Below are 14,645 nucleotides of genomic sequence, written 5' to 3'. Positions count from 1 at the left end.
CTAGACCACGCTTGCGGGTGCCAGGGCGCAGCCATGTCCGTCCTCGCCGCTCTCCACCTGGAAGGTCGCGTGGCCGATCCCGTACTTGCGGGCCAGCATCGCGGCGGCATCGTGCAGCAGGGCGTCGTCGGGCGGCAGGCCGGGGCGTACCAGATGCGCCGTGAGCGCGGTCTCGGTGGTGCTCATGCCCCAGATATGCAGGTCATGGACCTCGGATACGCCGGGGAGCGCCCGCAGGTACCGCATCACCTCCGCCGGATCGATGCCGGGCGGCACCGCGTCCAGCGCCAGGTCCAGCGACTGCCGCAGCAGCGACCAGGTGCCTATGACGATCACCAGCCCCACCAGCAGGCTGACCACCGGATCGATCCGCAGCCAGCCGGTCATCATGATCAGCAGGCCGGCGACCACGACCGCCGCCGCGGTGGCGGCGTCCGAGGCCATGTGCAGGAACGCCGCCCGGAGGTTGAGGTCGCTCTTGGCGCCGGACATGAACAGCAGCGCGGTGCTGCCGTTCACCAGGATGCCGACCCCGGCGACAATCATTACGATGGTACCGGCGACCGGTTCTGGATGCAGCAGCCGGCGGATGGCCTCCCAGGCCACGCCGCCGGTGACCACCAGCAACACGACTGCGTTGAACAGCGCCGAAAGAATCGAGGAACGCCGCAGCCCGTAGGTGAAGCGCGAGCTGGGCAGCCTCCGCCCCAGCCCGGCCGCCAGCCAGGCAGCGGCCAGTCCCAGAACGTCGCCCAGATTGTGGCCGGCATCCGCCAGCAGGGCGAGCGAACCGGCCAGCACGCCATAGATTGCCTCGCCGGCGACATAGGCGAGGTTCAGCGTGATCCCGATCGCGAACGCGGCTCCGAAGCTCGCCGGGGCATGGACGTGCCCGCCATGACCCCCGTGCCCGGCGTGGTTATGGCCGGCATGGCCATGATCGTGCGGATGGTCATGGTCGTGCGCGTGATCATCCATTCGAGGCGTCCATTCCGATTATCCTGTCCCAAGCTTGCGTATGCACGATGCTGGGGCGATATCGAGCACCAATCATCTGCGACCCGTCCGGGAGCCATGAACCCAGGTTTACCATGCTTCGACTGACCGACTTCAAGCTGCCGCTCGATCATGGTCCCGAGGCGGTGGCACCCGCGATCGCCACGCGCCTCGGCGTGCCGGTTACTGACGTGCTCGCGCATACGGTGTTCCGGCGCGGCTACGACGCCCGCAAGCGGATGGCGGTCAGCCTCGTCTACACGCTCGATGTCAGCCTGCGCGACGAGCCGGCGGTACTGGCGCGCCACCTCGCCGACAGCCATGTGCAGCCAACGCCCGACATGTCCTATCGCTTCGTGACCGACGACGGACCTGCCATGGCGTCGCGGCCGGACTATGCCCGCCCGCTGGTGATCGGTGCGGGACCGTGCGGCCTGCTCGCCGGGCTGATCCTGGCGCAGATGGGCCTGCGCCCGATCATTCTCGAGCGCGGCCGCGTGGTGCGCGAGCGCACCGTCGATACCTTCGCGCTGTGGCGCCGGTCCGAACTCACTCCCGAGAGCAACGTGCAGTTCGGCGAGGGCGGCGCCGGCACCTTCTCCGACGGCAAGCTCTACAGCCAGGTCGCCGACCGCCAGCATTACGGCCGCAAGGTGCTGCACGAGTTCGTCCGCGCCGGTGCGCCGGAGGAGATCCTTACTGTCTCCAAGCCGCATGTCGGAACGTTCCGGCTGGTCACCATGGTCGAGAGCATCCGGGCTCAGATCGAACGGCTGGGAGGCGAATACCGGTTCCAGAGCCGCGTGACGTCGTTCGAAGTCGGGTTCGGCACCAACGGCCGGCGTCGAATCGAGGGCGTCACCCTTGCCGACGGCAGCAGCATCGCCGCGACCCATGTCGTGCTGGCGGTCGGTCATAGCGCCCGCGACAGTTTCGCCGCCCTGTACCAGGCAGGCGTATCGATGCTGGCCAAGCCGATCTCGATCGGCGTCCGGATCGAGCATCCGCAATCGCTGATCGACCGGGCCCGCTTCGGCGAGAATGCCGGCCACCCGCTACTCGGCGCCGCCGACTACAAGCTCGTGCACCACGCCGCCAACGGCCGCGGCGTCTACAGCTTCTGCATGTGTCCCGGTGGCACCGTGGTTGCCGCCACGTCGGAGCCGGGCCGTGTCGTCACCAACGGCATGAGCCAGTATTCCCGCGCCGAACGGAACGCCAATGCCGGCATCGTCGTCGGCCTCACCCCGGCCGACTACACGCCCTACGGCGACGATGTGCTCGCAGGCATGGAGTTCCAGCGCCACTGGGAGAGCATGGCCTACCAGGCCGGCGGCGGCGACTATCGGGCACCCGTCCAGCGGGTCGGCGATTTGCTTGCCGGCCGCGCCTCCACCGAACTCGGCAGCGTGGTGCCGTCCTACACGCCGGGTGTTACCCCGACCGACATGGCGGCGTGCCTGCCCGACTACGCGATCGTTGCCATTCGCGAGGCGCTGCCGCAGTTCGGCCGCCAGATCCGTGGCTTCGACATGGAGGACGCCGTCATGACCGGTGTGGAAACCCGCACCTCGTCGCCGCTGCGCATTTCCCGAGGCGCCGACATGCAGAGCCTGAACACGGGCGGCCTCTATCCAGCCGGCGAGGGCGCCGGTTACGCCGGTGGCATCATGACGGCGGGCATGGACGGGATCAGGGCTGCCGAGGCACTCGCGCTGGACATGACCGGTGGCCGCAACCTGCGGGATGCGGCCTGAGAGCATAGGCGGCGCTGCCTCCATGTTGACGACCGACCGGTCATAGTTCGCAGTTGACCGCCAGAGGTCCGGTTGCTGGGATCATGACCGGGGCCGGCAGCGACGACCGTGGACGATGCACGCCGCGTCTGCGCCGAACCTGGATTACGCCGATGGAGCCTGCATGCCGCTTTCCTCGTCCAAGACGCCGATCATTACGGTCACGATGAACCCGACTGTGGATACCGCGGCGCAGGCCCAAAGCGTCCAGCCGACCCACAAGCTCCGCACCTTCGGCGAACGCGAGGATCCCGGTGGCGGCGGTGTGAACGTGGCGAGCGTGGTCAATGCGCTTGGCGGCAACGCCCTGGCACTGCTCCTGTGCGGCGGTCCGACCGGGCGCCTGTTCGAGGCGCTGCTCCAGGGTCGCAGGATCGAGCACCGCAGCGTGCCGATCGCCGGGCGCACCCGAACCAGCCATACAGTCACGGACGCCTCGAACGGCAACGAGTATCGGTTCATCGCCCAGGGTCCGACGGTGAGCCGCGCGGAATGGACCGCCATGCTCGACACGGTCGCGACCCTGGACGCCGCCTGGCTGGTCGCCAGCGGCAGCCTGCCTCCGGGCGTGCCCGAGGATTTTTATGCGCGCCTGACGAGCGTCGCGCGGGGGCGGGGGATGCGCGTGGCACTCGATAGTTCCGGCTCGGCGCTGCGTGGCGGCCTCGGCGGCGGTGGCATCGAGTTGCTGAAGTCGAGCCTTTCGGAACTGGAGACGGTCATCGGGCGCCGGCTGCCCGATCCGAAGGACCAGGAGCACGCCGCCGCCTCGATCATCAGTGCCGGCAAGGCTCGCCTGGTGGCGGTCACATTCGGAGAGAACGGCGCGCTGCTGGTCAGCGAGCGGGGCGCGGTTCGCCTGTCGGCACTCGACGTGGTGGTGAACGGCACGGTCGGGGCCGGTGATAGTTTCCTGGCCGGGATGGTGATGGCGCTGGCGGACGGACGAAGCCCCGAGGATGCCTTTGCCTGGGGCGTCGCCACCGGCGCCGCTGCCGTCACAATGCCCGGTACGGCATCTCCCGAGCGGAGCACGGTCGAGCGCCTGCGCGGCCTGATGCTGGCCGCCCCGGCGCCCGCCCCGGTGGTCCAGTCCCCGTAGAGACTACGCCTCCCTGATGCTGATCACGCAGAGCCCGGTGATCCTGGCCGAATGCGCCGGCCGATGGTCCGACTGCCTGCTCGCGAGGAACGGAGCATCTTGAAAACCGGCCGGATCGGTATCTCGTGCGGCAAGGGGCAGTCCGTCACCAGCTTACAGCCAAGCACGCCGTGATGACGCCGATGAGCAAGGAGGCTCCGGTCATCATGATGGCTGGTCCTGCCCGGTGGCTTCAGCCCAACCTTCATCCTGAGGGACCTGGTCTCGATACCGGACCACGCGACGCCATGCTTCGACGCCGCCGCGTAGTCCGCGATGGGGTAGACTTTATTCGGTTTCTTCGAACGTAAGCGCCACGTCCGAATTGGCCGACAACCGGACCGTGCCGTCCTCTACTTCGGCCACGAGCGACGTCGCGATGTAGTGATGCTTCTCGTCGGACGAGTCCTTCTTGGTCAGCTTGATCCGGTCACCCTGAAGGTGATCGACGGTGCCGACATGCACGCCGTCGGCGCCGATCACTTCGGCGTGTTCCTTGATCTGGCTCAGATCGATCATTGGTGGCTCCTTGGTGTGGTTGGGCATATCGACGCGAGACAGTCGCGTCTGGCCACGCCTCCGACGCTAACGCCGATCAACGTCCCGTGTCGCATCTGATTCTCCCCCGCCCCGCTCACGTCGCGAGAGCGATGCGGACGGACGATAGACGCAGGCACTGAACAAGCGACGCGATGAGGTTGCCACCGCTCTCCATCCGATACGGTAGCGATATGGTGGCCTGGATGGCGGTACCCGCGTATCGGAAATGCCTGAAATAACGTTGCCACGCTGCAACGGATGATCGTTGCCGTCTCCGGTTCGAGGCAGGCTTCTCCTCGGCATGCTTGCCAGCGGGCGATTGGTGCCATGCTGCCGTCATCCCGCATCGGCGGGTATTCGGAGAGTGCGGAATGAACGTCGCTGCTCGCAGGCCGGTCATCGCTCCATGGGGCATCGATGCGCCCGGAATGATCCGGGTGAACCTCGCCATCGCCGCGCTGATGCTCATCGTGCAGCTTGTCGAAGGGGCGCTGGTGATCGGGCCCTTACGCATCGTCCTCTGGCTCCCGATCCTGTTCTGTGCAGCCCCGGGCTTTGCCATGCTGGGGTATTCAATCTGGGGCAAGCCACGGCACTGCAACCGGCTGCTCGCCCTGCATGACTGGCGTGGCGACGAGATGGTGCTCGATGTCGGGACCGGGCGCGGCGTGCTTCTTGCCGGCGCGGCCCGTCGGGCGTTGCGAGGGCACGCGATCGGCATCGATCTCTGGCAGGCCAAGGATCTGAGCGGTAACGGCGCGGACCAGACGAGAGCGGCCATGGACCGTGAGGGGGTGGCCGACCGGACCGGTATCTGTTCAGGGGACGCCCGAGCCTTGCCGCTGCCGGACGAGTCCATCGACGTCGTCGTATCGAACTTGTGCCTGCACAATATCCCGCAAAAAGATGGGCGCGCCCTGGCATGCCGCGAGATCGCCCGCGTCCTGCGCCCCGGAGGCGTCGCGTTGCTCTCCGACATGATGCATCTCGGTGACTACGCTGCGACGCTCCGCAACGAAGGTCTCTCCGTGCAGCGCCGTGGACCCTGGCCGCTGACCACGTTCCCACCGCTCGGGATCGTCATGGCCCGCAAGTCCGATGCGGGTGCATCTGCAGCCCGATCGTAACCGCGCAAACGATCCCCCGGGGCCGGTATGGGCCCGGAACGATCGAGGTCGCTTCCGGTCGATGGCGCGAAGAACCGAACTCCGGTCACGCCGGCTTTATGGACGCGACGTTCGGTCGTATACGGCCGGTTGGCAACGGAGCAGCAGCCTTGGCATTCACGATCTATGACGCCTCCATCCCGATGATGGTTCGCATGTTGCAAAATCTCTCCAGCATCCTGGACAAGGCAGCCGCCCATGCCGCGGCCAAGGGCATCCAGCCCGCCACCATGATCGAATCCAGTCTGGCACCGGACATGTTCAACCTGGCGCGCCAGGTGCAGAGCGCGGCGGATGCCGCCAAGGCCGGTGCTGCCCGGCTCAGCGGCGAAGTGCCCCCGAGCCACGCCGATACCGAGACCACGTTCGACGAGCTGAAAGGCCGCATCGCGAAGGTCATCGCTTATGTCGAGAGCTTCACCCCGGAGCAGATCAATGCGGGCGGGGAGCGGAGCATCACCATTCCGGCGCGCGGCGAACCGCACGTGTTCAAGAATGGCGGGGACTACCTGACGCAGTTCCTCATCCCGAACTTCTTCTTCCACGTCACGACAGCCTACGGCCTGGTACGGCAGCAGGGCGTGGAAATCGGCAAGATGACCTACCTCACCGGCGTGTAGCAGCCTTCTCTACACACCACCGGCCGGCCCGGTCGTTTCGACGGGGCCGGCCGGGCACGTGAGAGCGGGCGTGGACCGAAAGCTATATCCGGAAGTTATCCGCCTTCGGAGAAGCCTTGGTCAGCTTGCCTCCGACACCAGCACCGGCGCACGGGCGCGGCTGTTCTCGTCGATATCGGCCAGGCTGATCGGGTAGTCGCCTGTAAAGCACGCGTCGCAGTAATGCGGCGTCTCCGGATCGCGGCCCTCGGGCCGACCGAGTGCACGATACAAGCCGTCGATCGAGATGAAGGCGAGGCTGTCGGCGCCGATCAGCCGGGCCATTTCCTCGACCGAGTGGTTGGCGGCCAGCAGCTTGCCGCGCTCCGGCGTATCGATGCCGTAGAAGCAGCTATGCGTGGTCGGCGGCGACGAGATCCGCATGTGCACCTCGGTGGCACCCGCGGCCCGCACCATCTCGACGATCTTGCGGCTGGTCGTACCGCGTACGATCGAGTCGTCGACCAGCACCACCCGCTTGCCCTCGATCATCGCCTTGTTGGCCGAATGCTTCAGCTTCACTCCGAGATTGCGGATCTGGTCGGTCGGCTCGATGAAGGTGCGGCCGACGTAGTGGTTGCGGATGATGCCGAGCTCGAATGGGATGCCACTTGCCACCGCGAAGCCGATCGCGGACGGCACGCCTGAGTCCGGCACCGGCACGATCACGTCCGCCTCGATGGCGCTCTCGCGGGCCAGCTCGACGCCGATCCGCTTTCGCGCCTCATACACCCCGTGCCCGTCGAGCACCGAGTCCGGGCGGGCGAAGTAGATGTATTCGAACACGCAGAACCGGCCGGCCTGGTTGCCGAACGGCCTGATGCTGCGCACGCCGTCATCGTTGATGATGACGATTTCGCCCGGCTCGATATCGCGCTCGAATTCGGCGCCGACGATATCGAGTGCACAGCTCTCGCTGGCCAGTACCCAGGACGGCTTGGTCTCCAGGCCGTTCTCGGACGGCTGGTCGATGCGCCCCAGGATCAGCGGCCGTACCCCGAGCGGGTCGCGAACCCCGATGAGCCCCTCCTGGGTCAGCACCACGAGCGAATAGGCGCCGATCACCTGCTTGAGCGCATCGGTGAGCCGGTCGGTCACGCTGGAATAGAGGCTGATGGCGATGAGGTGGATGAACACCTCGCTGTCCGTTGTCGACTGGAAGATGCAGCCGCGCCGGACCAGTGCCCGCCTGAGGTTGGCGGCGTTGGTCAGGTTGCCGTTATGCCCGACCGCCAGGCCGCCGAACTCGAACTCGGCGTAGAGCGGCTGAACGTTGCGGATCACCGTGGCGCCGGTGGTGGCGTAGCGGTTATGGCCGACCGCGGCATGGCCGGGCAGGGCGCCGATTATGCGGGCATCGCCGAACACGTCGCCGACCAGGCCGAGACCCTTGTGGGTATGGAAGCCGCTGCCTTGTTTGTCGAACGAGACGATACCGGTCGCCTCCTGGCCGCGATGCTGCAGCGCGTGCAGGCCGAGTGCCGTCATGGCGCCGGCATCATGCGCGTTCCAGATCCCGAACACGCCGCATTCCTCGTGCGGCTTGTCGTCGTCGTGCGGCCCGCTCGGCTCGCCGAGCATCTCCGAACGGGTCGGGCCGTCCGGCCCGCCGGCCTCATGGGACGAAGTCGGGCCATAAGGATGGCCGCCGAACTGATCGGTCATGGCGAATGTCTCCTGCCGGCGATCGATGCGCGGCGATCAGGTGGCATGGTCTTCCCCGGACGCCCCGGCTGGGCCGTCGGTGGGGTTCGAACCGAGATTGGGGCGAAACCGGTCCGGCAATCGGGCCGCCACGAAGAAGGCGCCCTGGCGAACATAGAACAGGCTGCGGCTGTCGCGCACGGATTGTGGCCACTCATCGGTCGGGAGCAGCGGCACCACTACCAGATAGGCGACCACCAGCACGGCAAACCCCCGAACCAGCCCGAAGAAGCCCCCCGCCAGGCGATCGAGGCTGCCCAGCAGGGATCCGCGTACCAGGCTGCCCAGGGCTGCCGCCACCAGCAGGAACGCGATCAGCAGCACGACGAACACCACCATGAAGGCGACCGGGTCCGCCACCGCGTCATCGCCGATCAGGCGGCGCGACAGGGGCAGACCTTGTGGATAGATCCGCGTCGCCAGCACGGCCGCGCCGATCCAGGCGCACAGTCCGAGAATTTCGCGGGCACCGCCCCGCATCAGCCCGATCAGCCCAGACAACACGAGGATCGCGAGCACGGCGAGGTCGACCCAGCTCATCGCGCCGGACACTCCGGGACTCGGAAGCGCTCGGCCTGGCCTGGGAGAAGAGGATACGGGGTCAAGATGCCGGGTATATCGCCCCGCCGACGCCGCAACGCCAGCCCTGTCATATCAGCCCTGCCATTCCCTCGGCCGACCGCCGCGCGGCATCCGGTTCACGGCAGTTTGGTGCTGTCCACGCGCCATGGCTTGAGCAGCCGCCGCGGGGCCTGGCTCTGCGCCTGGTTGAGTTGCATCAGCAGGCTGCCGAGCTGCTCGCGCTTATGTAGCTCGATCCAGATCTCGTCGGGGGCCAGGCCTGAGGCGGCCCATAGCTGGACCAGCGTCCGGAGCATGGAGGCACTCGACTGCACGAGGGCATCGTGGCGCCTTTCGAGCGTATGGGCGACGCAATGCACTGCCTGCTCCCCGAACTCCTGTGCCAGGCTCTTGACCGACGCGGGCTCGTTACGGTCCTCGTCCAGCCGGCTGAACAAGGCGGCCAGGACGGTATCGGCTCTGGCGGTGTGTTCCATCGGTTGGACAGCGTCCCGTTGCGAATGATCCGCCCGCGCCGGAGGCCGCGCTGCGAGAACCATCATGCAGGACAGCCAGCCCAGCGGGCAATGGGCCGGTCATGGATCAGCCGGCCATGCACGCCTCGTCGCGGTAGAACATCGTCGCAGCGACATGCACGTCCAGGAAGGTATCCGAACCGGCCTTGGGCAGGTCGAGCCCGGCATTCCCGTCGGTCCAGCGTCCGCTTGCCTCATGCGGATGCCAGCCTCCGAGGTTCATGTCAGCGGCGGCCAGCACCGTCCCATCCAGCCCGGCCCAGAGCACCAGCCGATCGACGGCAACACCCAGCGTGCGACGATCGTCGACGAACGGTCCGATCGTCTCGGCCGGAATTGCAGAGCGCGACAGGAGCCGCAGCGGGCGGGTGCCTTGCGGGATATGGAACATGTGGCGGTGCTCGTGATGCAGGCAGGCGCCGAGTTCACGCCCGTCATCGAGCAGCAGGCGCAGGTCCGGCTGACTGGTCACGGCGAAGCTGGCCTGCGTGGGCGCGAAGCCGAGAAGCCCGGCGCGGGCGAAGAGCCGGTTCCAGAGCGGTTCCACCAGGGCACGGCTGACCGCCAGCGGTGCCGCTATCACCATAGGCCGGTCGGTCGCCCCGACGCTCGCGAACACGCCGCGATTGCCGGTGTCGAGATAGCTCTCCGTGGCCAGGCCCTCGGACAGCAGGATGCCGTGCCGCTCCAGCTCGAGATGGAAGAACGCGTAGTCCGGGATGCTCCGGTCGATCAGGATCGAACTGCCGTTCACCAGCATCCGCGCCGGGACGAGACCGGCCTCGGTCAGGATGCAATGCTCGGGCGTGACCAGCAGGTCGCGATGGGGGATGGCGTCCGCAAATGCTCCGCTGCGGATCCGGATCGGGCACATCGCTCCCGGATCCGCGAACTCGCCGGTCCGCATGGTCTGGCCGCCGGTCCAGATGAGCGGCCTGGCGACCCGGGCCCCACCCTCGAGGACGCTGACGAGATCGCCGGCGCGGAAACTCTCGACCGGCCTCTCGCCATCCGGCGTGGCGATCATCGTGCCTCGCAGGAAGCAGGGGACGTAGCTGATCACCAGGTTGTTGGCGAAGGTCGAGGCATTGCCGCCTTCGATGGCCGCCACCGATCCGATCGCGAAGTTCGACGTGCCGACGCTGGCCGCCATGCCGCCGAAGATGATCTGGTAGCTGACGCCGTTGTTCACGTAGGTCAGCGTGCCGTTGCTGTAGCTGGTGATTGAGGCGGTCGCGGCGGCGACGCCGTTGAGCACGATCTGATCGCCGGCGGCCTGGAAGTTGTTCAGCGTGCCGAGCGACGCGATATTCGGCGTGCTCGTATCGAAGACCAGGGTGTTGTTGATGCCGGAGAAGGTAATGCCTTTGCTGAAGGTGGTGCCGATCCCGATCGGAGAGATCTACAGCGTGCCGTAGCCGGTGTTCGCATCACTTGGTCCCCCGTTGGATGCAGCGGGCGTGACCTTGTTGGGGGCGGTCGAATAGTAGGACGAATTGGCGGCCTTCGACGTCTCGCCGATGGTCATGGACGTCGTCGACGGCGATGCACCAACCGGGGCATTGTACTCGATGTGCGAATACCAGCCGGCATTGATGGTGCCGCCGGCCGTCTGCCCATACATCCCGAACAGCACGCTGACGATCGTGCTGGACGTGCCGGTTTTGCTGAACGCGCTGAATACGGAGTTCGCCGCTTCGTAGAAGCCGCCCGAGGCTGTGGTGTAGCTCGCCGTGAACTCGACGTCGCTGGTCATGTCGTAGGTGGTCGCCATGGTCGTGCCTTCCTCGATGGGAACGCGCCATCAAGGAAACCATAGCGTCTGTCATAACCGATACGCAACGAAATTCTAACAAAACGTTAGTGGCCGAACTCGCGATCCGGTCAGATGGAAAAGTACTTTGCCTCCCGGTTGAAGATCACCAGAGCGCTGGTCGATTGCTCCGGATGCAGCTGCCATTCGTCCGACAGCGACACCCCGACCCGGCTCGCGTCGAGCAGCCGCAGCAGCGGCTCCTGGTCCTCGAGTTTCGGGCAGGCCGGATAGCCGTAGGAGTAGCGCGAGCCGCGATATCCCTGGGACAGCAGCTTGTCCATGTCACGGTCGTCCTCGGCGGCAAAGCCGAGTTCGGCGCGCATCCGCTTGTGTGTGTATTCCGCCATCGCCTCGGCCATTTCGACCGATAATCCGTGCAGATAGAGGTAGTCCTGGTAACGATTATCCTCGAACCAGACCCGCGCCACGTCGGACGCCTTCTGGCCTACCGTCACCACCTGCAACCCGATGACGTCGCGCCCGTCGGCGCCGCCATCGCCGATGTCGCGCACGAAATCCGCGATGCATGCGCCGTCCTCGCGCGGCTGCCGGGGCAGGGAGAAGCGCGCCGCCTCGGTGGTGCCGTCCGGCTCGAACAGGATCAGGTCGTTGCCGTCGCCGGCCGCTTTCCAATACCCGTAGATCGCCTGCGGCTTCAGGATGTCCTGCTCGGCGCACAGGGCCAGCATGCGCTTCATCACCGGACGCAGTTCCTGCTTGGCCCAGCCCAGGAAGTCGTCCAGCGAGCGTCCCTGTTTCCGGAAGCCCCACTGGAATTGATAGAGGCTGCGCTCGTTAAGGAAGGGGATCACCGCATTCGGCGTCGCCTGCACCACGCGCGGCCCCCAGAACGGCGGCGCCGGCACCTCGACCCCGTCGTTCAGCCGCCGCCGTCGCAACGTCGCAGCTGCGGCATCTACCGGCTGGAACCCACGCGACTCCGCCTGTTCCGGAGCCCGCTTGTTCACCCGGGCTTTGCCCTTGCGGCGTGACTGGATGGCGCTGAGATAATCCTCGAACTGGCCGGTCGCCACCTTGTCCATCAGCGTCAGCCCGTCAAACGCATCGCGTGCATAGGCGACCCGGCCGACCCCGCCGTCGGTGCCGGTGTAGGCGGCGACGCATTCTTCCTCGACATAATTGCGGGTCAGCGCCGCACCACCGAGCAGCACCGGGACATCGAGCCCCTGGCGCGCCATTTCCATGAGGTTCTCGCGCATCACCACGGTCGACTTCACCAGTAGCCCGGACATGCCGATCGCGTCCGCCTTATGCTCGCGGGCGGCGGCGATCATGTCGGCCAGCGGCACCTTGATGCCGAGGTTCCAGACCCTGTAGCCGTTGTTGGTCAGGATGATGTCGACCAGGTTCTTGCCGATGTCGTGAACGTCGCCCTTGACCGTTGCCAGCACGATGGTTCCGCGCTGCTGGCCTTCCTTTCGCTCCATGTGCGGTTCGAGATGCGCCACCGACGCCTTCATGGTTTCGGCAGACTGCAGCACGAACGGGAGCTGCATCTTGCCCGAGCCGAACAGCTCGCCGACGATCTTCATACCGTCGAGCAGGATCGTGTTGATGATCTCCAACGGCGGCATCTTCGCCATCGCCTCGTCGAGCTCGGCTTCCAGCCCCTTGCGGTCACCGTCGACGATCCGGTCGCGCAGCCGCCCCTCGACCGTCTCGGCCCGTACCTTCTTGGTGGCCTCGGAAGCCTTGCGGTCGGCGAACAGCTCCAGCAGCCGCTTCAGCGGATCGTAATCCTCGCGTCGGCGATCGAAGATCAGGTCGTTGGCGACCTGCACCTCCTCCGGCGCGATCAGGTGCAGTGGCCGGATCTTGCTGACATGCACGATCGCCCCGGACATGCCGGCCTTGACGGCAAGATCGAGGAACACCGAGTTCAGCACCGCGCGTGCCGCCGGATTGAGTCCGAACGAGATGTTTGACAGGCCGAGAATGATCTGGATGTCGGGGAAGCGGTCGCGGATCAACCGGATCCCCTCCAGCGTCCAGGCGCCGAGCTTGCGGTCATCCTCGTTGCCGGTGGCCACGGTGAAGGTCAGCGGATCGATCATCAGGTCGGATTGCGGCAACCCGTGCTTGTCGCAGGCGAACGCGACCAGGCGCTCGGCAATGCGAAGCTTCTCCTCGGGGGTTTTCGCCATCCCGACCTCGTCGATGGTGAGCGCGATAACGGCCGCGCCGAACTTGCGGGCCAGCACCAGCCGGTCGGTCGCCGGCGCTTCGCCATCCTCGAAATTGATCGAGTTGATGATCGCCTTGCCGCCATGCAGCTTGAGTGCGCTCTCGAGCACCGGCGTCTCGGTGCTGTCGATCACCAGCGGCGCGTTCACCGAGCTGGTGAAGCGGCGGATCACCTCGTCCATCTCCATGATCTCGTCGCGCCCGACGAAGGCGGTGCACACGTCGAGCGCATTCGAGCCTTCCTCGGCCTGCTCGCGCCCGACCGCGACGCAGCCGTCCCAGTCGGCATTCTCCTGCAGCTCGCGCCACTTGCGGGAGCCGTTCGCGTTGCAGCGCTCGCCGATCGAGAAGTAGCTGTTCTCCTGGCGCAACGGGGTCTGGCTGTACAGGCTGGCGACCGACGGGATCCAGACCGGGCGGCGCAGGGTCGGCGCGGGCCGGCGGCTCGACCCGGCGCGACGGCGGAGCATCGAGTCCAGTGCCTGGATATGGTCGGTGCCGGTGCCGCAGCAGCCGCCGATCAGGTTGAGCCCGTCCTCGTTGATGAAGCGCTCGACCCAGCTCGCCATCTCGGCCGGCGACAGCGGATAGTAGGTGGCACCATCGACCAGCTCGGGCAGGCCGGCATTGGGCTGTACCGACAGCAGGCCGGGCCAGTTGGCGGCGAGCCACCGAACATGCTCCGACATCTCCTGCGGCCCGGTGGCGCAGTTCAGCCCGATCAACGGCACGTCGAGCGCGTGGATGGTGGTGGCCGCCGCCGCGATGTCCGGACCGACCAGCAGCGTGCCGGTGGTCTCGACCGTCACCTGCACGAAAATCGGCGTGTCGGTACCGGCTTCGAGGCGGGCGAGCTTGGCGCCGTTCACCGCCGCCTTGATCTGCAGCGTGTCCTGGCAGGTTTCGATCAGCAGCGCGTCGACGCCGCCGGCGATCAGCCCGCGGCACTGCTCCGCCAGCGCCGCTTCCAGCGGGTCATAGGCGATGTTGCCGAGCGACGGCAGCTTGGTGCCGGGCCCGATCGAGCCGACCACATAGCGGTGGCGGCCGTCGGAGAAGCTGTCGGCGGCCTCGCGGGCCAGCTCGCCGGCGATCCGGTTGATCTCGTGAGTGCGATCGCCGAGGTCGAATTCGGCCAGGGTGATCGGCGAGCCGCCGAAGCTGTTGGTCTCGACCATGTCGGCGCCGGCCTCGAAGTAGCCGCGATGGATGTCGCGGACCAGTTCGGGGCGGGACAGGTTGAGCACCTCGGTGCAGTTCTCGCGGTCCCAGTAGTCGCGCTCGACATCGAGATCGAGCATCTGCACGCGCGAGCCCATGCCGCCATCGCAGAGCAGCACCTGGTCCCGGAGGGCGTCGAGGAGATGGGGTCGAGCCATGGTATCCTGTCGGGCTGAAGCGGTCGCTACGATGGTGCGGCACGTCGCGGTCGACAGGCCATCACTGATAGATAGGGCGGCCTTGGTTCTCACAAGGCTGTTGCCCCGTGTCCAGTCGCCCCGGCTGCACATATGACCAGCGTGAT

At 66.7% G+C, this 14,645-nt stretch carries 12 protein-coding genes; 4 read left to right on the top strand and 8 right to left on the bottom strand.

Going from position 1 to position 14,645, the window contains the following annotated elements; all coding sequences use genetic code 11:
- Positions 1-978, bottom strand: a complete 978-nt coding sequence (locus HN018_RS16160; RefSeq protein WP_171833100.1) for a cation diffusion facilitator family transporter — start codon at positions 976-978, stop codon at positions 1-3.
- A gap of 113 nt (positions 979-1,091) precedes the next feature.
- On the opposite strand from HN018_RS16160, the gene HN018_RS16155 reads away from it, so the two are divergent.
- Both HN018_RS16155 and HN018_RS16150 read left to right on the top strand, forming a co-directional pair.
- A complete protein-coding gene (locus HN018_RS16155) occupies positions 1,092-2,753 on the top strand; it encodes an NAD(P)/FAD-dependent oxidoreductase (protein WP_171833101.1) in 1,662 nt (553 codons plus the stop codon).
- 163 nt (positions 2,754-2,916) lie between these two features.
- A complete protein-coding gene (locus tag HN018_RS16150; protein WP_171833102.1) occupies positions 2,917-3,894 on the top strand; it encodes a 1-phosphofructokinase family hexose kinase in 978 nt (325 codons plus the stop codon).
- Between the two features lie 327 nt (positions 3,895-4,221).
- Here the strand turns inward: HN018_RS16150 and HN018_RS16145 are convergent, their stop codons facing one another.
- Entirely contained in the window at positions 4,222-4,452 is a 231-nt protein-coding gene (locus HN018_RS16145) for a DUF2171 domain-containing protein (protein WP_171833103.1), read from the bottom strand.
- Positions 4,453-4,844: 392 nt separating this feature from the next.
- On the opposite strand from HN018_RS16145, the gene HN018_RS16140 reads away from it, so the two are divergent.
- Entirely contained in the window at positions 4,845-5,600 is a 756-nt protein-coding gene (locus HN018_RS16140) for a class I SAM-dependent methyltransferase (RefSeq protein WP_171833104.1), read from the top strand.
- Positions 5,601-5,749: 149 nt separating this feature from the next.
- Positions 5,750-6,259 carry a DUF1993 domain-containing protein gene (locus HN018_RS16135; protein ID WP_171833105.1) on the top strand — a complete coding sequence of 170 codons (510 nt, stop codon included), beginning with the start codon at positions 5,750-5,752 and terminating at the stop codon, positions 6,257-6,259.
- 120 nt (positions 6,260-6,379) lie between these two features.
- On the opposite strand, the gene purF is transcribed toward HN018_RS16135, so the two are convergent.
- The 6 genes from purF to metH all read right to left on the bottom strand — a co-directional run bounded on the left by purF (position 6,380) and on the right by metH (position 14,499).
- Complete coding sequence (purF, locus tag HN018_RS16130) at positions 6,380-7,879, bottom strand: amidophosphoribosyltransferase (RefSeq protein ID WP_171833524.1); 1,500 nt, start codon at positions 7,877-7,879, stop codon at positions 6,380-6,382.
- Between the two features lie 120 nt (positions 7,880-7,999).
- Positions 8,000-8,542: a CvpA family protein gene (locus HN018_RS16125; RefSeq protein ID WP_171833106.1), complete on the bottom strand. Its 543-nt coding sequence runs from the start codon at positions 8,540-8,542 to the stop codon at positions 8,000-8,002.
- Between the two features lie 158 nt (positions 8,543-8,700).
- Complete coding sequence (locus tag HN018_RS16120; protein ID WP_171833107.1) at positions 8,701-9,126, bottom strand: hypothetical protein; 426 nt, start codon at positions 9,124-9,126, stop codon at positions 8,701-8,703.
- A gap of 40 nt (positions 9,127-9,166) precedes the next feature.
- Positions 9,167-10,357: a Hint domain-containing protein gene (locus tag HN018_RS16115; RefSeq protein ID WP_171833108.1), complete on the bottom strand. Its 1,191-nt coding sequence runs from the start codon at positions 10,355-10,357 to the stop codon at positions 9,167-9,169.
- A 144-nt stretch (positions 10,358-10,501) separates the two neighbouring features.
- Positions 10,502-10,873 (bottom strand): hypothetical protein, encoded by a 372-nt coding sequence (locus tag HN018_RS16110; protein WP_171833109.1) that lies wholly within the window; start codon positions 10,871-10,873, stop codon positions 10,502-10,504.
- Positions 10,874-10,983: 110 nt separating this feature from the next.
- On the bottom strand, positions 10,984-14,499 hold the full coding sequence (gene metH, locus HN018_RS16105) for a methionine synthase (protein ID WP_171833110.1): 3,516 nt from the start codon (positions 14,497-14,499) through the stop codon (positions 10,984-10,986).
- Between the last annotated feature and the right edge of the window lie 146 nt (positions 14,500-14,645).

Origin of the sequence: Lichenicola cladoniae, assembly GCF_013201075.1 — a bacterium.
Taxonomy (GTDB): Bacteria; Pseudomonadota; Alphaproteobacteria; order Acetobacterales; family Acetobacteraceae; genus Lichenicola; species Lichenicola cladoniae.
The sequence above is the reverse complement of the archived record's forward strand: the minus strand, read 5'-3'. Positions and strand labels throughout refer to the sequence as shown.

What these genes read in the sequence shown, in the direction of transcription:
- HN018_RS16160 (WP_171833100.1), bottom strand. Translation starts at nt 978, where the DNA reads ATGGATGATCACGCGCACGACCATGACCATCCGCACGATCATGGCCAT.
- HN018_RS16155 (WP_171833101.1), top strand. Translation starts at nt 1,092, where the DNA reads ATGCTTCGACTGACCGACTTCAAGCTGCCGCTCGATCATGGTCCCGAG.
- HN018_RS16150 (WP_171833102.1), top strand. Translation starts at nt 2,917, where the DNA reads ATGCCGCTTTCCTCGTCCAAGACGCCGATCATTACGGTCACGATGAAC.
- HN018_RS16145 (WP_171833103.1), bottom strand. Translation starts at nt 4,452, where the DNA reads ATGATCGATCTGAGCCAGATCAAGGAACACGCCGAAGTGATCGGCGCC.
- HN018_RS16140 (WP_171833104.1), top strand. Translation starts at nt 4,845, where the DNA reads ATGAACGTCGCTGCTCGCAGGCCGGTCATCGCTCCATGGGGCATCGAT.
- purF (WP_171833524.1), bottom strand. Translation starts at nt 7,879, where the DNA reads ATGCTCGGCGAGCCGAGCGGGCCGCACGACGACGACAAGCCGCACGAG.
- HN018_RS16125 (WP_171833106.1), bottom strand. Translation starts at nt 8,542, where the DNA reads ATGAGCTGGGTCGACCTCGCCGTGCTCGCGATCCTCGTGTTGTCTGGG.
- HN018_RS16120 (WP_171833107.1), bottom strand. Translation starts at nt 9,126, where the DNA reads ATGATGGTTCTCGCAGCGCGGCCTCCGGCGCGGGCGGATCATTCGCAA.
- HN018_RS16110 (WP_171833109.1), bottom strand. Translation starts at nt 10,873, where the DNA reads ATGGCGACCACCTACGACATGACCAGCGACGTCGAGTTCACGGCGAGC.
- metH (WP_171833110.1), bottom strand. Translation starts at nt 14,499, where the DNA reads ATGGCTCGACCCCATCTCCTCGACGCCCTCCGGGACCAGGTGCTGCTC.